Annotated in this window: 18 protein-coding genes and 5 pseudogenes; 12 read left to right on the plus strand and 11 right to left on the minus strand. The window is 58.2% G+C overall.

Translation table 11 applies throughout. The features are described 5' to 3' along the window. Positions 1-83: 83 nt before the first annotated feature. The 9 genes and pseudogenes from livH to ugpQ all read left to right on the plus strand — a co-directional run bounded on the left by livH (position 84) and on the right by ugpQ (position 9020). On the plus strand, positions 84-1010 hold the full coding sequence (gene livH / locus AC6I8M_RS15980; protein WP_010615899.1) for a high-affinity branched-chain amino acid ABC transporter permease LivH: 927 nt from the start codon (positions 84-86) through the stop codon (positions 1008-1010). Beyond that, positions 1007-2278 (plus strand): high-affinity branched-chain amino acid ABC transporter permease LivM, encoded by a 1272-nt coding sequence (locus AC6I8M_RS15985; RefSeq protein WP_010615898.1) that lies wholly within the window; start codon positions 1007-1009, stop codon positions 2276-2278. The genes livH and AC6I8M_RS15985 overlap by 4 nt, the downstream gene beginning before the upstream one ends. After that, on the plus strand, positions 2275-3042 hold the full coding sequence (livG, locus tag AC6I8M_RS15990) for a high-affinity branched-chain amino acid ABC transporter ATP-binding protein LivG (RefSeq protein ID WP_010615897.1): 768 nt from the start codon (positions 2275-2277) through the stop codon (positions 3040-3042). The genes AC6I8M_RS15985 and livG overlap by 4 nt, the downstream gene beginning before the upstream one ends. A 1-nt stretch (position 3043) precedes the next feature. Further along, positions 3044-3757, plus strand: coding sequence for a high-affinity branched-chain amino acid ABC transporter ATP-binding protein LivF (gene livF / locus AC6I8M_RS15995; RefSeq protein WP_010615896.1), 714 nt, complete (start codon positions 3044-3046; stop codon positions 3755-3757). 341 nt (positions 3758-4098) lie between these two features. Next, positions 4099-5415: pseudogene (gene ugpB / locus AC6I8M_RS16000) on the plus strand (sn-glycerol-3-phosphate ABC transporter substrate-binding protein UgpB). A gap of 61 nt (positions 5416-5476) precedes the next feature. Next, positions 5477-6367 (plus strand): sn-glycerol-3-phosphate ABC transporter permease UgpA, encoded by an 891-nt coding sequence (gene ugpA / locus AC6I8M_RS16005; RefSeq protein ID WP_058948945.1) that lies wholly within the window; start codon positions 5477-5479, stop codon positions 6365-6367. Next, on the plus strand, positions 6364-7206 hold the full coding sequence (gene ugpE / locus AC6I8M_RS16010) for a sn-glycerol-3-phosphate ABC transporter permease UgpE (protein WP_058948944.1): 843 nt from the start codon (positions 6364-6366) through the stop codon (positions 7204-7206). The genes ugpA and ugpE overlap by 4 nt, the downstream gene beginning before the upstream one ends. Next, on the plus strand, positions 7207-8280 hold the full coding sequence (locus AC6I8M_RS16015; protein ID WP_498013501.1) for a sn-glycerol-3-phosphate import ATP-binding protein UgpC: 1074 nt from the start codon (positions 7207-7209) through the stop codon (positions 8278-8280). Then, positions 8277-9020 carry a glycerophosphodiester phosphodiesterase gene (gene ugpQ, locus AC6I8M_RS16020; RefSeq protein ID WP_010615894.1) on the plus strand — a complete coding sequence of 248 codons (744 nt, stop codon included), beginning with the start codon at positions 8277-8279 and terminating at the stop codon, positions 9018-9020. Before AC6I8M_RS16015 ends, ugpQ begins: the two co-directional genes overlap by 4 nt. Here ugpQ and AC6I8M_RS16025 read toward each other — a convergent pair. After that, positions 9017-9310 (minus strand): DUF2756 domain-containing protein, encoded by a 294-nt coding sequence (locus tag AC6I8M_RS16025; protein WP_010615893.1) that lies wholly within the window; start codon positions 9308-9310, stop codon positions 9017-9019. The two genes, ugpQ and AC6I8M_RS16025, sit on opposite strands and share 4 nt — an antisense overlap. 203 nt (positions 9311-9513) lie before the next feature. Between AC6I8M_RS16025 and ggt the strand changes: the two are divergent. Continuing rightward, a pseudogene (gene ggt / locus AC6I8M_RS16030) lies at positions 9514-11272 on the plus strand (gamma-glutamyltransferase). A 57-nt stretch (positions 11273-11329) separates the two neighbouring features. On the opposite strand, the gene AC6I8M_RS16035 reads toward ggt, so the two are convergent. Further along, on the minus strand, positions 11330-11833 hold the full coding sequence (locus tag AC6I8M_RS16035) for a GNAT family N-acetyltransferase (protein ID WP_498013502.1): 504 nt from the start codon (positions 11831-11833) through the stop codon (positions 11330-11332). A 347-nt stretch (positions 11834-12180) separates the two neighbouring features. On the opposite strand from AC6I8M_RS16035, the gene gntR reads away from it, so the two are divergent. Both gntR and gntK read left to right on the plus strand, forming a co-directional pair. After that, positions 12181-13176, plus strand: coding sequence for a gluconate operon transcriptional repressor GntR (gntR, locus tag AC6I8M_RS16040; protein WP_010615890.1), 996 nt, complete (start codon positions 12181-12183; stop codon positions 13174-13176). A 141-nt stretch (positions 13177-13317) separates the two neighbouring features. After that, the gene (gene gntK, locus AC6I8M_RS16045) at positions 13318-13854 is read left to right on the plus strand and encodes a gluconokinase (RefSeq protein ID WP_010615889.1); all 537 of its coding nucleotides are present in this window, start codon (positions 13318-13320) and stop codon (positions 13852-13854) included. A 10-nt stretch (positions 13855-13864) separates the two neighbouring features. Here the strand turns inward: gntK and AC6I8M_RS16050 are convergent. The 9 genes and pseudogenes from AC6I8M_RS16050 to AC6I8M_RS16090 all read right to left on the minus strand — a co-directional run bounded on the left by AC6I8M_RS16050 (position 13865) and on the right by AC6I8M_RS16090 (position 17338). Further along, positions 13865-14561: pseudogene (locus AC6I8M_RS16050) on the minus strand (IS5 family transposase). Positions 14562-14598: 37 nt separating this feature from the next. Beyond that, positions 14599-14967 (minus strand): hypothetical protein, encoded by a 369-nt coding sequence (locus AC6I8M_RS16055; protein ID WP_022549177.1) that lies wholly within the window; start codon positions 14965-14967, stop codon positions 14599-14601. Between the two features lie 23 nt (positions 14968-14990). Then, positions 14991-15436 (minus strand): annotated as a pseudogene (locus AC6I8M_RS16060) (phage virion morphogenesis protein). Beyond that, positions 15433-15900, minus strand: coding sequence for a phage tail protein (locus tag AC6I8M_RS16065; protein WP_010617444.1), 468 nt, complete (start codon positions 15898-15900; stop codon positions 15433-15435). The pseudogene AC6I8M_RS16060 and the gene AC6I8M_RS16065 overlap by 4 nt, the downstream one beginning before the upstream one ends. Then, entirely contained in the window at positions 15833-16105 is a 273-nt protein-coding gene (gene lysC, locus AC6I8M_RS16070; protein ID WP_318285252.1) for an Rz1-like lysis system protein LysC, read from the minus strand. Before lysC ends, AC6I8M_RS16065 begins: the two co-directional genes overlap by 68 nt. Continuing rightward, the gene (gene lysB, locus AC6I8M_RS16075; RefSeq protein WP_010617443.1) at positions 16002-16424 is read right to left on the minus strand and encodes an Rz-like lysis system protein LysB; all 423 of its coding nucleotides are present in this window, start codon (positions 16422-16424) and stop codon (positions 16002-16004) included. Before lysB ends, lysC begins: the two co-directional genes overlap by 104 nt. Beyond that, entirely contained in the window at positions 16421-16930 is a 510-nt protein-coding gene (locus AC6I8M_RS16080; protein ID WP_058948982.1) for a lysozyme, read from the minus strand. Before AC6I8M_RS16080 ends, lysB begins: the two co-directional genes overlap by 4 nt. Further along, positions 16914-17132: an HP1 family phage holin gene (locus tag AC6I8M_RS16085; RefSeq protein ID WP_010617440.1), complete on the minus strand. Its 219-nt coding sequence runs from the start codon at positions 17130-17132 to the stop codon at positions 16914-16916. The genes AC6I8M_RS16080 and AC6I8M_RS16085 overlap by 17 nt, the downstream gene beginning before the upstream one ends. 2 nt (positions 17133-17134) lie before the next feature. Continuing rightward, positions 17135-17338: pseudogene (locus AC6I8M_RS16090) on the minus strand (tail protein X). Positions 17339-17362: the final 24 nt, after the last annotated feature.

The following is a 17362-nucleotide window of genomic DNA, read 5'->3' on the forward strand; positions in this document are numbered from 1 at the left end:
ATGAGGCGCTGCGACGCGGTGCTCTCACCCTAACCCGGTGCCGAACGCACCGGGGATTTCCCGTTTACATGCAGGTCCTCACTATGTCCGAGCAGTTTCTCTATTTCATTCAGCAGATGTTCAACGGGGTCACCCTCGGGAGCACCTACGCGCTGATCGCCATCGGTTACACCATGGTTTACGGCATCATCGGCATGATCAACTTCGCCCACGGCGAGGTGTACATGATCGGCAGCTATGTCTCCTTTATCGTGATTGCCGCCCTGATGATGATGGGTATCGACACCTCGTGGCTGATGATCGCCGCCGGGTTCGTGATGGCGGTGATTATCTCCAGCGCCTATGGCTGGAGCATCGAGCGCGTGGCGTATAAGCCGGTGCGCTCCTCCAAACGCCTGATCGCGCTGATCTCGGCGATTGGTATGTCGATATTTCTGCAGAACTACGTCAGCCTGACGCAGGGCTCGCGCGATCTGGCGCTGCCCAGCCTGATCACCGGCCAGTGGACGCTGGGTGAGAGCAACGGCTTTGCCGCCACGCTCACCACCATGCAGCTGGTTATCTGGGTGGTCACCTTCCTGGCGATGCTGGCGCTGACGCTGTTCATCCGCTATTCGCGCATGGGCCGCGCCTGCCGTGCCTGCGCTGAAGATCTGAAAATGGCCAGCCTGCTGGGCATCAACACCGACCGCGTGATCTCGCTGACCTTTGTGATCGGCGCAGCGATGGCGGCCGTGGCTGGCGTGCTGCTGGGGCAGTTTTACGGCTCCATCAACCCGTTCATCGGCTTTATGGCCGGTATGAAAGCCTTTACCGCGGCGGTACTGGGCGGCATCGGCAGCATTCCGGGCGCGATGATTGGCGGCCTGGTGCTGGGCATTGCGGAAGCGCTGACTTCAGCCTACCTGTCGACCGAATATAAAGACGTGGTGTCGTTCGCGCTGCTGATCGTGGTGCTGCTGGTGATGCCAACCGGTATCCTGGGCCGTCCGGAGGTGGAGAAAGTATGAAACGCCTCGGCCTGGTTAACGCCGTGGTCTCCACGGTGATGCTGCTGGTGCTCGCCAGCTTCTTTATGGGCATGCGCCTCGATCTCGACGGCACCAAACTGGTGGTCGCGAATGCGGGCACCGTGCGCTGGAACTGGATCTTCCTCGGCTGCGCGGTGATGTTTGTGTTCCAGCTGCTGCGTCCGCTGTTGCAGGGCAAGTTAAAACGCAGTGGCAAAGGGCTGGTGCTGCCGGGTTTTGACGGTTCGACACCAAAACAAAAACTGCTGATGCTGCTGGTGATTGTTGCCGCCATCGCCTGGCCCTTCTTCGTGTCGCGCGGCAGCGTGGATATCGCCACCCTGACGCTGATCTACGTGATGCTTGGCCTCGGTCTGAATGTGGTGGTGGGCCTGTCTGGCCTGCTGGTGCTGGGCTACGGCGGCTTTTACGCCATCGGTGCTTACACCTTTGCACTGTTCAACCACTATTACGGCTTTGGCTTCTGGGAGAGTCTGCCGCTGGCGGGCATTGTCGCCGGTGCTTTTGGCCTGCTGCTTGGCTTCCCGGTGCTGCGGCTGCGCGGTGACTATCTGGCGATTGTGACGCTCGGCTTTGGTGAGATCGTGCGCATTCTTCTGCTCAACAGCACATCAATCACTGGTGGTCCCAACGGAATCGCGCAGATTCCCAAGCCGAGCCTGTTTGGCATTAAATTTGGCCGGCGCGTCAGTGAAGGCGGCTGGACCACCTTCCACGAGCTGACGGGCCTGGCGTACGATCCCAATCACCGCGTGATTTTCCTTTATCTGGTGGCGCTGCTGCTGGTGGTGCTGACGCTATTCGTCATCAATCGTCTGCTGCGCATGCCGCTGGGGCGCGCATGGGAAGCGCTGCGTGAAGATGAGATCGCCTGCCGCTCGCTCGGTCTCAGTCCGACGCGCATCAAGCTGACGGCCTTTACCATCAGCGCGGTGTTCGCCGGTTTCGCCGGTACGCTGTTTGCCGCGCGTCAGGGCTTTGTCAGCCCGGAATCCTTCACCTTTGTCGAGTCTGCGTTTGTGCTGGCTATTGTGGTGCTGGGCGGCATGGGTTCGCAGCTGGCGGTGATCTTGGCCGCGATTCTGCTGGTGGTATCGCGCGAGCTGATGCGTGATTTGAACGAGTACAGCATGCTGGTGCTCGGTGGGTTGATGGTGCTGATGATGATCTGGCGTCCGCAGGGGCTGCTGCCGATGAAGCGTCCGCACCTGAAGCTGAAACAGGCAAAACAAGGAGAGCAGGCATGAGTCAGCCTTTATTAGCCGTTGAAGGCCTGATGATGCGCTTCGGCGGCCTGCTGGCCGTCAACAACGTAGCGCTGGAACTGCATCCGCAGGAGATCGTCTCGCTGATTGGCCCGAACGGGGCGGGGAAAACCACGGTATTCAACTGCCTGACCGGTTTCTATAAGCCAACGGGCGGCACCATCAAACTGCGCGATCAGCCATTGCAGGGCCTGCCGGGGCAGAAGATTGCGCGCATGGGCGTGGTGCGGACCTTTCAGCACGTGCGCCTGTTCCGTGAGATGACGGTGATTGAAAACCTGCTGGTGGCGCAGCATCAGCATCTGAAAAGCGGCGTGTTCTCCGGGCTGTTTAAAACCCCGGCGTTCCGGCGCGGCGAGAGCGAAGCGCTGGACCGCGCAGCCAGCTGGCTGGAGCGCATTGGCCTGCTGGAGCTGGCTAACCGGCATGCCGGCAATCTGGCTTACGGCCAGCAGCGCCGGCTGGAGATCGCCCGCTGCATGGTGACGCGTCCGGAAATCCTGATGCTCGACGAACCGGCCGCCGGCCTCAATCCGCGCGAAACGCACGAACTGGATGAGCTGATCGCTGAACTGCGCGGCGAACACAAGGTGACGGTGTTGCTGATTGAACACGATATGAAACTGGTGATGGGCATTTCTGACCGCATTTATGTGGTGAATCAGGGAACGCCGCTGGCCAACGGTACGCCGGAAGAAGTGCGTAACAACCCGGATGTGATCCGCGCTTATTTAGGTGAGGCGTAACATGGCGAACCCGATTTTAACTTTACAGGGCGTCAGTGCACACTATGGCCCGATCCAGGCACTGCACAACATTAATCTGCACATCAGCCAGGGCGAAATCGTGACGCTGATTGGCGCTAACGGCGCGGGTAAAACCACGCTGCTCGGTACGCTGTGTGGCGAACCGCGCGCCACCAGCGGCACCATCACCTTTGATGGTAAAACCATCACCGACTGGCAGACGGCAAAAATAATGCGTGAAGCGATTGCCATCGTGCCGGAAGGCCGGCGCGTATTTTCGCGCATGACGGTGGAAGAGAACCTGGCGATGGGCGGCTTTTTCGCGACGCGTCAGCAGTATCAGGAGCGCATTGAGCGCGTTTATCAGCTGTTCCCCCGGCTGGCGGAGCGCAAAGTGCAGCGCGCCGGCACCATGTCCGGCGGTGAGCAGCAGATGCTGGCGATTGGCCGCGCACTCATGAGCCAGCCGCGCCTGCTGCTGCTGGACGAGCCGTCGCTGGGTCTGGCGCCGATCATTATCCAGCAGATTTTCGACACCATCGAACAGCTGCGTAAAGAAGGCATGACCATCTTCCTTGTCGAGCAGAACGCCAACCAAGCGCTGAAGCTGGCCGATCGCGGCTACGTGCTGGAGAACGGCCATGTGGTGCTGGAGGATAGCGGTGAAGCGCTGTTATCGAATGAAGCGGTGCGAAGCGCGTATTTAGGTGCCTGATCTGGCTGTGCTGGCTGTGGTCATGACGTTGGTACGGTGATTTGCCCTCACCCTAACCCTCTCCCGCACGCGGGAGAGGGAACCGTACGGCAGCGTTTTACCGGCCGCATTGCTATCCTGACATCCTCCCGGACCTCTCTCTCCCTGCAGAAGAAGGCATCAGCGCGGTCGTTTATCTCCCTCTCACCGTGGGAGAGGGCCGGGGTGAGGGCGTCAGCGCGCACTAACCCCGTCACACTCCCGTCATATTCCTGTCATTTTTCCGTCATTTCCTCGTGTCATGTTACTTCGCGAACAAAAAATGCGTGATATCGCGCGCGCCACAAGCACAGGAAACCCTTATGTCCGCTTTTACGCTTCGTCCCCGCCTGATGAGTCTGCTGCTCGGTCTGGCGATCAGCGGTAATGCGCTGGCTGCTACCGAAATCCCTTTCTGGCACTCAATGGAAGGCGAGTTAGGCAAAGAAGTCGATTCTCTGGCACAGCGTTTTAACCAGGCTCACCCGGATTACAAAATCGTTCCGACCTACAAAGGCAACTACGAGCAGAGCCTGGCCGCGGGTATCGCTGCGGTGCGCAGCGGTAAGGCACCGGCCATTCTGCAGGTTTACGAAGTGGGCACCGCCACCATGATGGCCTCTAAAGCCATCGTGCCGGTGCATGAAGTGTTTAAAGACGCCGGCGTGCCGATGGACCTGAAACAGTTTGTCCCTGCCGTTGCCGGTTACTACAGCGACAGCAACGGCCAGCTGATCTCGCAGTCGTTCAACAGCTCCACGCCGGTGCTGTACTACAACAAAGACGCGTTCAAAAAAGCCGGTCTTAACCCGGATCAGCCACCGAAAACCTGGCAGGCGCTGGCGCAGGATGCCGCCGCGCTGCGTAAAGCCGGCATGAGCTGCGGCTATGCCAGCGGCTGGCAGGGCTGGATTCAGATCGAAAACTTCAGCGCCTGGCATGGGTAGCCGGTTGCCACCAAAAACAACGGCTTTGACGGTACCGACGCGGTGCTGGAGTTCAACAAAACCGTGCAGGTGCGCCACATCCAGCTGCTGGAAGAGATGAATAAGAAAGGTGATTTCACCTACTTTGGCCGTAAAGATGAGTCGACGTCCAAGTTCTATAACGGCGACTGCGGTATCACCACCGCCTCGTCCGGTTCGCTGGCCGACATTAAGCATTACGCCAAATTCAACTTTGGCGTGGGCATGATGCCGTACGATGACACCGTTCCGAACGCACCGCAGAACGCCATTATCGGTGGCGCCAGCCTGTGGGTGATGAAAGGCAAAGATGCAGCGACTTACAAAGGCGCGGCGGAGTTCATGAAGTTCCTCGCCCAGCCGGATATCGCGGCAGAATGGCACCAGAAAACCGGTTATCTGCCGATCACTATCGCGGCTTATGAGCTGACCAAACAGCAGGGCTTCTATGACAAAAACCCGGGCGCGGACATCGCCACGCGGCAGATGCTGAATAAAGATCCGCTGCCGTTCACCAAAGGTATGCGTCTGGGCAACATGCCGCAGATTCGTAGCATCGTCGACGAAGAGTTGGAAGGTGTATGGACCGGCAAACAGTCGCCACAGGCAGCGCTGGACAACGCGGTGAAACGCGGCAACGAACTGCTGCGTCGCTTTGAACAGCAAGTGAAGTAATTCCGTAATGGCGGGATGGACAGGTATGTCCGTCCCGCTGTCTCTTTCTGACGAGCCTGCTATGTCCTCATCATCACGTCCGGTTTTCCGCGCCCGTCTGTTGCCGTATCTGCTGGTGGCACCGCAACTGGCGATCACCGCGATCTTTTTTCTCTGGCCCGCCGGAGAGGCGCTGTGGTACTTGCTGCAAAGCATCGATCCGTTTGGCATCTCCAGCACTTTTGTCGGTCTTGATAACTTCCGCCGCCTGTTCAGTGACGACTACTACCTTGATTCGTTCTGGACCACCCTCGTGTTTAGCGCGCTGGTGACGGTATGCGGCATGACATTCTCGCTGCTGCTGGCGGCGCTGGTGGATTACGTTATCCGTCTGAAAAAGCTCTATCAGACGCTGCTGCTGCTGCCCTATGCGGTGGCGCCGGTGGTTGCGGCGGTGCTGTGGATGTTCCTGTTCAATCCGGTGCTGGGGCTGTTCAGCTATCTGCTGAACCAGCTTGGTTACAACTGGAACTATGCGCAAAACAGCGGTCAGGCGATGTTCCTGATTGTATTAGCGTCGATCTGGCAGCAAATGAGCTATAACTTCCTGTTTTTCTTTGCCGCACTCCAGTCCATTCCTAAATCGCTGGTGGAAGCCGCGGCGATTGACGGTGCCGGGCCGGTGCGCCGTTTCTTTAATCTGTCGCTGCCGCTGATTACGCCGGTCAGCTTTTTCCTGCTGGTGGTGAATCTGGTTTACGCCTTTTTCTATACCTTCCCAGTGATCGATGCCGCCACCGGCGGCGGGCCGGTACAGGCCACCACCACGCTGATTTACAAAATCTACTGCGAAGGCTTCACCGGGCTCGATCTCTCGTCGTCCGCCGCGCAGTCGGTGGTGCTGATGCTGCTGGTCATCGGCCTGACCATTCTGCAATTCCGCTTTGTCGAGCGTAAGGTGCAATACCAATGATTGAAAATCGACGCGGGCTGGATATCTTCGCCCACACGCTGCTGGCGCTGGGGGTGCTGACCATTCTGTTCCCGCTGTACGTGGCGTTTGTCGCCGCGACGCTGGATAACAACGCGGTGTATCAGGTGCCGATGACGCTGGTGCCGGGCGCGCATCTCATCGACAACATCACTCACATCTGGCGCGATGGCGTCAACGGCAGCGCGGCGTTTGGCCTGATGATGCTGAACAGCCTGATCATGGCGCTGGGCATCACCGTGGGCAAAATAACGGTGTCGATGCTCTCGGCTTTTGCGCTGGTGTGGTTTAGCTTTCCGCTGCGCACGCTGTTTTTCTGGCTGATCTTCATCACCCTGATGCTGCCGGTAGAAGTGCGTATTTTCCCGACGGTGGAGGTGATCTCCACGCTGCACATGCTGGACAGTTACAGCGGTCTGACGCTGCCGCTGATGGCCTCCGCGACCCCCACGTTCCTGTTCCGCCAGTTTTTTATGGCGCTGCCGGATGAGCTGATTGAAGCGGCGCGCATTGACGGCGCCAGTCCGATGCGTTTCTTCTGGGATATCGTGCTGCCGCTGTCAAAAACCAATCTTGCCGCGCTGTTTGTCATCACCTTTATTTACGGCTGGAACCAGTATCTGTGGCCGCTGCTGATCATCAACGATGCCGGACTGAGCACTGCCGTGGCTGGGGTGAAAAGTATGATCAACACCAGCGGCGGTCCGACGCAGTGGAACGAAGTGATGGCGGCGATGTTATTAACCCTGATTCCACCGGTGGTGGTGGTGCTTGTGATGCAGCGCGCTTTTGTGCGTGGCCTGGTGGAGAGTGAGAAATAGATGGCAGCGGTAACCCTTCAGACCGTTACGAAATCGTATGACGGCAAAAACCAAATCATTCAGCCGCTGAACATCACCATCAATGACGGTGAGTTTATGGTGATGGTCGGCCCGTCCGGCTGCGGGAAATCGACGCTGCTGCGCATGGTGGCCGGGCTGGAGCGCGTCACGTCGGGCGATATCTACATCGATGATCGGCGCGTCACCGACATGGAGCCAAAAGATCGCGGCATCGCCATGGTATTCCAGAATTACGCGCTCTACCCGCACATGACGGTGGGAGAAAACATGGCTTACGGCCTGAAGATCCGCGGCATGGGCAAGGAACAGATTACCCAGCGGGTGATGGATGCAGCGCGCAGTCTGGAGCTTGATCATTTGCTGCAGCGCCGTCCGCGCGAGCTCTCCGGCGGCCAGCGTCAGCGCGTGGCCATGGGCCGCGCCATCGTGCGTGAACCGGCGGTGTTTCTGTTTGATGAGCCGCTGTCGAACCTTGATGCGCGCCTGCGCGTGCAGATGCGTCTGGAGTTGCAGCAACTGCACCGCCGGCTGAAAACCACCAGCCTGTACGTCACGCACGATCAGGTTGAAGCCATGACGCTGGCGCAGCGCGTGATGGTGATGAATAAAGGCGTGGTGGAGCAGGTGGGCACGCCGGTGGAGGTGTATGAGCGTCCGGCCAGTCAGTTTGTTGCGTCGTTCATCGGCGCGCCGGCGATGAACCTGCTACCTGGTCAGATCAATAGCGATGGCTCGCGCTTTACGCTCGACGCGCTCAACAGCCTGCCGCTCGGCGCAGGCAAAGCGCGATGGGCCAACCGTCCGCTGACGCTCGGCATTCGTCCCGAGCATATTCAGCTCAGCAGCCGTGAGGCCGGCGGTGTGCCGCTGGTGGTGGATACGCTGGAGATCCTCGGCGCGGGCAATCTTGCGCATGGCCACATTGGCAACACGCGGCTGGTGGTGCGTTTGCCGCACAGCGAGCGGCCACAGGCTGGCAGCAGCCTGTGGCTACAACTGCCGCCAGATGCGTTACACTTCTTCGATTCTACCCATGGAAAGCGTCTGGAATGAGTGTAAAAAACTGGCCCTATCCGCACATTGTTGCGCATCGCGGCGGCGGCAAGCTGGCCCCGGAAAACACCCTTGCGGCGATTGATGTCGGCGCGCACTACGGTCATACCATGATCGAATTCGACGCCAAACTGTCACAGGATAAGCAGATTTTCCTGCTGCACGATGACACGCTGGACCGCACCAGCAACGGCTGGAGCGTGGCGGGCGATCTGCCGTGGCAGCAGCTGGCGCAGCTGGATGCCGGCAGCTGGTTTAGCCGTGAATTTTACGGTGAGCCGCTGCCATTGCTGAGCGAGGTGGCCGCGCGCTGCCGCCAGCATCAGATGATGGCCAACATTGAGATCAAACCCAGCAGCGGTAAAGAGGTGGAAACCGGGCGTGATGTGGCGCTGGCCGCAAGTACGCTGTGGCAGGGACAAACGGCCCCGCTGCTGTCCTCGTTCTCGTACGCGGCGCTGGAAGCGGCGATGCAGGCCGCGCCGGAGCTGCCGCGAGGCCTGCTGCTCGATGAGTGGCACGACGACTGGCAGGCGCTGACCGCCGCGCTCGACTGCGTCTCAATCCATTTAAATCATCGCTTGCTGGACGCCGGACGCACCGCCGCGCTTAAAGCCGCCGGTCTGCGTATTCTGGTGTATACCGTGAATCAGCCCGCGCGGGCGCGCGAGCTGTTGAGCTGGGGCGTGGATGCCATCTGTACCGATCGCATTGATGCTATCGGCCCGGACTTCCGTTAATTGCCGTACTGCGTTTGTGCATTGCTGTTCTGCTGGCCCGGCTGCGACTGAATCACGCGCTGCCGGGCGCTATCGCGCCGCTCCTGCAGCTTACGCTGCATCTCCTGATTTTGCTGCTGCTGATCCTGACGCAACTGCTGCTGCTGTTGCTGCTGGATCTGCATGCGCGTCTGCATCCGCTGCTGGCTTGGGTTATAGCCGGGTTGATTCGGTTGGTTAGTGTTGTTCAGCATGTTCGCCATGCCGCTAAGCGGCATCAGTGCCGCGATAACAATCAGCCATTTTTTCATGATGTTCCTCCATCAGTGCGGCCTGCTGTGTGAGGTTGCTCGCCACCCGGCAGCAACCGCCGCAGCCATAAGTTTATGCGATATCACAAACCCCAAAACCAGGAGTGCACCTAATTTGGCTTAACTGCTATCTTTTTTACAGTATTTGCAAACACTTGCAGCAATCAATAACAAATATAAACAACTGAAAGGATGGTGGCGGGATGAGGATACATAACGGTGTGCGCCAGTTCGGCTGGGCGCTGTTAATTAGTTTTACCGTGGTGCAGGGGGCGCAGGCGGCGCCAGCCAGCGCACCGCCGGTGTCATATGGCGTCGACAGTGACACCTTTCACCCGGTGAAAGCACAGCACGGGATGGTTGCGTCAGTAGACGCCATGGCAACCCGGGTGGGCGTCGATATCCTCAAACAGGGGGGTAATGCGGTAGATGCAGCGATTGCGGTGGGCTTTGCTCTGGCGGTCACTCCCCCGCAGGCGGGCAACCTGGGCGGCGGCTTTATGCTGCTGCGCAACGCTGCCGGCCGCACCATCGCCATCGATTTCCGTGAGATGGCGCCCGCGCGCGCCTCGCGCGATACGTTCTTGGATAAGCAGGGCAACGCAGAAACGCAGATAATAAGTTATCACTCACTTCTCATCTGGCGTCCGGCACGCCGGGAACCGTAGCCGGTTTTGCCCTGGCGGCGCAGAAGTACGGCACGCTGCCGCTCAGCACGCTGCTGGCGCCGGCGATCAAACTGGCGCGCGACGGCATCATCGTTAACGATGCGCTGGCTGACGATCTCGCTACCTACGGTAAAGAGAACCTGATCAACCACGACAACAGTCGCGCCATTTTCTACAAAGCCGACGGTCAGCCATACCTGAAGGACGATCGCCTGGTGCAGAAAAACCTCGCGCACAGCCTGCAGCTGATTGCCCAGCAGGGGCCGGATGCTTTCTACAAAGGCAAAATTGCCGATGAGATCGCCGCCGAAATGGCGCAGCACGGCGGGCTGATTGGCAAGGCGGATCTGGCGGCCTACCGCGCAGTGGAACGCAAGCCGGTAAGCGGCAGCTACCGTGGCTACGAGGTGTTCTCCATGCCGCCACCGTCGTCCGGCGGCATTCATATCGTGCAGATCCTCAATATCCTTGAAAATTTCGATCTGGCGAAATGGGGCTTCGGCAGCGCCGACGCTATGCAGGTCATGGCCGAAGCGGAAAAATATGCCTACGCCGACCGTTCGGAGTATCTCGGCGATCCCGACTTCGTTAAGGTGCCGCAGCAGACGCTGACCAGCAAAGCCTACGCCAAAACGCTGGCCCAGCAGATTGACGTCAATAAGGCGCGCCCCTCAGCCGACATCAAGCCCGGCAAGCTGGCACCGTACGAGAGCAATCAAACCACCCACTTCTCGGTGGTGGATAAAGAATGGCAACGCGGTGGCGGTGACCTACACGCTGAACACCTACTTTGGCAGCGGTGTGGTGGCCGGTAACAGCGGCATTCTGATGAACAATGAAATGGATGATTTCTCTGCCAAGCCGGGCACGCCAAATGTCTATGGCCTGGTGGGCGGTGAGGCGAACGCGATTCAGCCGGCCAAACGTCCGCTGTCATCGATGTCGCCGACCATTGTGGCGAAAGACGGTAAAACCTGGCTGGTGACCGGCAGCCCGGGCGGCAGTCGGATTATCACCACCGTGCTGCAAATGGTGGTTAACAGTATCGATTTCGGCATGAACGTGGCGGAAGCCACCAATGCGCCGCGCTTCCACCATCAGTGGCTGCCGGATCAGCTGCGCGTCGAGAAGGGCTTCAGCCCGGATACGCTGCGTCTGCTGGAAGCAAAAGGTCAGCATGTGAAAGTGTTGCCGGCCATGGGCAGCACGCAGAGCATTATGATTGGCCCGGACGGCATTGCGCTACGGCGCGTCCGACCCGCGCTCGGTGGATGATTTGAGTGCCGGGTATTAACGTCGCGCAATAAATTGCGCCGCTACCTCACCGTGCACCGGCCGGTAGCGGCGCGATTCATCGCGCAATCTCTTTCAGACGCCCCATGTAGTGCGTATCGATCATCTGGCCGTCGCGGACCGCGAAACCTCTGGCGGTACCTTCGATCTCAAAACCAAACTGCTGATACAAACCAATGGCCTGGTGGTTATCCGCAAACACCGTCAGTTCAATACGCGTGACCTGCAGCCAGTTGTCGCACAGATCCACCATCGCTGCCATCAGCGCTTTACCCACGCCGCGCCGGTGGAATGCCGGATCAACGCTCATGCCGATAGTGGCGCAGTGACGGCGGCGTGCCACTGCCATAACTTCCAGTGTCAGCTGACCGACAACCTGCCCATCAATACAGGCCACCAGCATGGTGACATGGGGACGGGGATTCGCGAGCCGCTCCTGCCAGAGTGACGGTGACTGATACGGCAGATGCAGCGTGCCCGCCTGGGTTTCCGGCTGGCTATAGATACGCGTCAGAACGGCAGCATCTTCGGGCGTTGCGTGACGAACAGTAACCTGACTCATAAAGCAGCTCCTTGCACTCAGTGAATGAAATCCCCTTTAACATCAGGAAATTCGCGCGCGGCGTCAACGGCAAAAAAATCGTGAAAGGGCTTTACAGACGCGAATGATAATGGTTACTATTGTCAACGCGAATCCGGCAGCGTCTCCTGACAAACCGGCTAAGCACGACATTGCTCACATTGCTTCCAGTGTTTCTTAGCCAGCTCGGGTGCTGGCTTTTTTTTTGCCTGCGCCTCAGCCGAACGCCGTCCTCAGCACTTTATCCCTCTTCTCCTTCCGTGGCCGCAACGGCATAACATGACAAAAAAATGATAAACTCAGCGTATCTCTGACCTCAGGAGCACACGATGAAGAAGAAAAGACCGGTATTACAGGATGTTGCCGATCGCGTCGGCATCACAAAAATGACCGTCAGCCGCTACCTGCGGAACCCCGATCAGGTCTCTGCGGCGCTGCGCGATAAAATCGCCGTGGCGCTGGATGAACTCGGCTATATCCCCAATCGTGCGCCCGACATGCTCTCTAACGCCACCAGCCGCGCGATTGGCGTGCTGCTGCCCTCGCTCACCAACCAGGTGTTTGCCGACGTGCTGCGCGGCATTGAAACCATGACCGATGAAGCGGGCTATCAGACGCTGGTGGCGCACTTCGGTTATAACCCGCACAAAGAGGAGCTGCAGCTGCGTTCGCTGCTGGGCTGGAACATTGATGGCGTGATCCTCACCGAACGTTCCCACACGCCGGGCACGCTGCGCATGCTGGAAGTGGCGGGCATTCCGGTGATCGAAATGATGGATTGCGTCACGCCGTGTCTTGATATGGCCGTGGGCTTCGACAACGTCGAGGCGGCGCGGCAGATGACGCATGCTATCCTCAGGAAAGGCCATCGTCACATCGTCTATCTGGGCGCGCGCCTTGATGAGCGTACACTGCAAAAGCAGCAGGGCTACGAACAGGCGATGCGCGAAGTCGGGCTGACGCCGCACAGCGTCATGATGGAAGATGCCTCCTCCTTCAGCGCCGGTGCCCAGCTGCTGCGCGAAGCGCAGAAGCGCTATCCGCACACTGACAGCCTGTTCTGTACCAATGATGACCTAGCGGTAGGCGCGATGTTTGAGTGCCAGCGCCAGGGGTTGCGCGTGCCGGAGCAGATGGCGATCGCCGGCTTTCACGGCCACGACATCACGCAGGTGGTCAATCCGCGGCTGGCTACAGTGCTGACGCCACGCGAACGCATGGGGCGTGAATCAGCTGCCATGCTGCTGGCGCGTATTAGCGGCGATCGCAGCGTGACAGTACCGCTGGATGTCGGTTTTGAGATTGCCGAAGGTGGCAGCATCTGATTTTGGCGATTTTTTGAGTCAGTTCACACTTTAGTGCTTTTCCGCCTGACAAGGGTTGCCAGCGTCTGAGTGCGCTCGGACAATGGCAATCAAAATTGTTATCGGTAACATTGGCGGCTTAACCTGCCGGAGCGCAAAACCATGACCACGCCATCTCCATCGCACCACGTCTTTATCCTGATGGGTGTTTCCGGCAGCGGAAAGTCTGCCGTCGCCAATCAGGTGTCTCACCAGCTCAGCACCGCGTTTCTCGATGGTGATTTCCTGCATCCGCGCAGCAACATCACCAAAATGGCGGAAGGCCATCCGCTGAACGACGACGATCGCCAGCCCTGGCTGCAGGCGCTGAATGATGCGGCGTTCGCGATGCAGCGCACCCAGGCGATCTCGATTATCGTCTGTTCGGCACTGAAGAAGTCCTATCGCGACATTCTGCGTCAGGGCAACCACAACCTGAAATTCATCTATCTGAAGGGCGATTTTGCCACCATTGAGTCTCGTCTCAAGGCGCGCAAAGGCCACTTCTTCAAACCGCAGATGCTGGTGACACAGTTTGAAACCCTGCAGGAACCGGGTGCCGACGAGCCGGATGTGTTGGTTGTCGATATCAATCACTCACTGGATGAGGTAGTTGCGGCCACGGTTGCGACCATCGAGGGCGCAATCAACAAGGGCTAGGCTGTGTCCCTTAATTACATAACCTTTTGTAAAACAGCCGGATGCGTCCCAGTTTCACCATCGCCAGATAATTCCTCGCCGTTTTGTCATAACGTGTGGCAATGCGGCGGTATTCTTTTGTCCGGAGTAGGCTTTGTCAGCCAGCACTGCATGGCCACGACGCTTCATGCTGCCGTTCCGGCGCTGAACACCAATACCGTCCAGAAGACGTTGTGCAAACTGGCTTTCGTGAGCCTGACCGGGACTCAGTACGATATTTAACGGCAGACCGCTTCCGTCTGTCGCCAGATGGATTTTGGTGCCAAAACCACCGCGAGAGCGACCCAGCCCATTATCTCCGGCGGTATCGGAATGTTTTTTTGCGCCCCGGCGGCGCACCTGAGTGCCCGGATATTGCTGCCATCCAGCGCAGTTGCGGACCAGTCAGCGAGACCATGAGCATCAAGAGAAGAAAGTAACCTGTTGAAAATAATGTTAATCACTCCCGATTTAGACCATCGATTAAAACGGTTATAAACGGTCTTCCATGGGCCATATCGCTCAGGCAAATAGCGCCATGGTGCGCCTGAACACAGCACCCAGAACATGCCGTTGATGATCATACGATGTTCAGCCCATGGACGTCCGGCCCGTGGTGTTGCTGGTTCAGCAGGTAATAAGGGCTGGATGATAGTCCATGCTTCATCGGGAAGGTCGTAGCGAGCCATAGTTCAGTGTGTTGTGGAAACAGGTAGTTACTATATCTCAGGTGATTAAGGGACGCAGCCTAATAGACAAGACGTAGTCATGTAACTGCTCTCTTTTCAAATGCTGCTGATAACCTCCAGACTGAGATGCGGCTGAAATAGCTATCTCACTAACCGGGACTGATATTGCCCGCAATTTATCTAATATTTCGTCGGCTTCTGTTAACTTTTCCCGAAGCTCTGCTGCCAGCCCAAAAACCTTGAAACTCTTAACATCAAATTGAAAAAGAATTATAGTTAATATTCCCGCAACCAGACAAACTGTACCTCCAGAAGCATTACCTATAGTAGCGTTTATAGCGCTCGCAATAATTAGGGCAAGCTCTAGCAGCAAAAATATCACTTTGAAAAACATGTCGATTAACATTAAGCAGCCCCCGTCATTTTTTATTATATTAGTGCTAATGTTATTAAGTCCTCAATTATTTTTATCTCTTGCTCATTAATACCCAGCAAAGGGCGGGCCTCATACTGCACTTCTTTGCCTTTGTGTGACGGCCGGTCGCGCAGCCCATAATGATGCACGCGGGCCATGCGCTGCACGTTACCCGCAAACTCGATCACGGCTTCATTCGGACTGGCCTGCGTCTTCATGTACTTAGCGGTGCGCAGCTTTGCGAACATCTCGCGCTTTATCCGGCCCTTTTTGCTGCGCACCGGCTGCGTTTTACGGGGCTTAAACGGAGTGCCGTCCGGGGCATGCTGGCGCTTGATATTCTGCTGCTGACTCGCGCGCAACTTCTTCGCGATGGTTCGGCCATCTCTTTACGCGCCGTGGCTGACAGGCTGCTGATAAGCGCCTCCAGACGGTCATTTACAAGTTGCAGCTCGCTCATGTCTGCAACTCGCTGACCAGCTCGCCGTGAAAATAAAGCTGCACCGGCCGCGCGTCATTGTCCGGCAGTGGGTTCTCGCCGACGTGCGTCACATGCAGTCCGTCGTCGGCCCGCTCCACGATCACGCGCTCGCTCAGCTGTAGCTCAATACTGATATCGCTGGCCGTGTCGCTGATCACTTCCGCTTGGAAGGTAAAGCCCGTGCGGCGCTTTTCCTCGGTTGCCATAATGTCGGGTTCATTCGTGCGCAGCCATGCCAGCAGCGGCACAATCAGCAGGTCGATGTTACCGGTGTAGTCGGTAATGACCATGTTAAGCCGGTATTGGTATTCAAACGACAGCGAGCTGGCAAGCGTCGAGACGATGCGCCCGCTGTCGATAAACACGTTGAGCGCATCAGGGTTTCGCTGCAGCTCCGGCACGCTGTCGGTCAGCGCTTGGCGCAGTTGTTGAGGTTTCAGCATCGTGCTGCTCCTGGCAGTCTTTGATTGTTTCGACCTGCAGCCCGCAGGCGGCGAGCGCGGCCTCAAGCTGGCGATTATCCGCCGCCAGATCGCCCGCCGTTTTAAGGCTGTTTCCCGGCACCGGGCAGCTTGTCACGCGCGGACACCCAATCCAGATAATCTCTGGCGCTGGCAAAGGCCGGGCGAGCGTGCAGCCGGATAACATCGTCAGGCAGAGCAGCAGCAGACCAGTCGCGCAGTATCGGATTTGCATCGGTTTCTCTCTGTATAGTCATTTCTCGGTTAAGCGCGGCCGAACTGGCGCGCCCCTGCATCAGCCGCAGCTCGGCCTCACGCTTCTGGCTGGCCCTCGCATCCGCGTCCAGCTTGGCTATCGCTTTGTCGCGGCTCTCGATACCGGCCGACAGCGTGCCGATAATGCGCTGCGCGCTGGTCAGGTCGTCTTTTGCGACTTTCCACTGCCAGCCGGTCACGCCCAGCGCCAGCAGTGCGACGGCAAGCAGGGCGGCAATCAGGCGCGTCATGGTGCACCCCGCAGGCAGTAGGCTGTCTCGGCCGCACGGCGGTTTTCCAGCCCGCGATTTTTAACGCCATTGACGTACACCCAGCGCCGCAGTTCGCTGCAGGCCGCATACCAGTGCTGCAGCCGGATGTAACGGGCAAAGGTTGAGGCGCACGCTGCACGTACACCGACGTTAAAGGCGAAAGAAACGGTCGCGTCATAAACCCGCTGCGGCATTTCTACTGCCATACAGGCATCGATCCCGCGCTCGACTCTCATCACGTCATACACAAGATTGACCGCCGCCTGCCGCTCGCTGACCTGGCTTTGCGGCGTCACGCCTTCGGTGTGACCAATCCTGTTAGTCCAGACTCCGGCGCTGCACTGATAGGGCGAGGTGCGGCCCCCCTCGGCGTTGGCGATAAGCGCAAGCCCGGCCTCGAACTTTTTCAGGGTTTTGAACTGAGGCAGCAGCGCAGCAATTGCCAGCACGGCCACCACGGCACAGCGTTTAACGGTCTGGCTCAAGGCTCACCCCCCGCAGGCGCTGCAGCTCGTAGGTTTTGCGGCGGTAATGCCAGTTGATAAAAAACGTCGCCACGTTAGTGATAAGCGTGATAACGACCACGCCCGAACCGACCATAAAGGCAATATCCTGCGGCGTATGACGACCGAGCCACATCAGAATCAGGCCAACCAGGTAGTTGATCGCAGAGCTGATTTTTTCCATTTTTAGTCCCACAGGTTAACGGTTTCGCCTGCTGAAGATTCCGGCAGCTCAGGCAGCGTCACCTCACAGCCGTGCGGCAGCACCGGCCCGCTTTCGGCCAGGCCCGGATTAGCCGAGTAAACCAGCTCGACGGCCTAGCAGGTTCGCCCGTAATAGCGCTGACAGATTTCATCAACGGTATCGCCCTGCTGTGCGTAAACGATCATCAGAGCAGGTCCATAATGCAGCCG

This window comes from Type-A symbiont of Plautia stali, assembly GCF_059731155.1.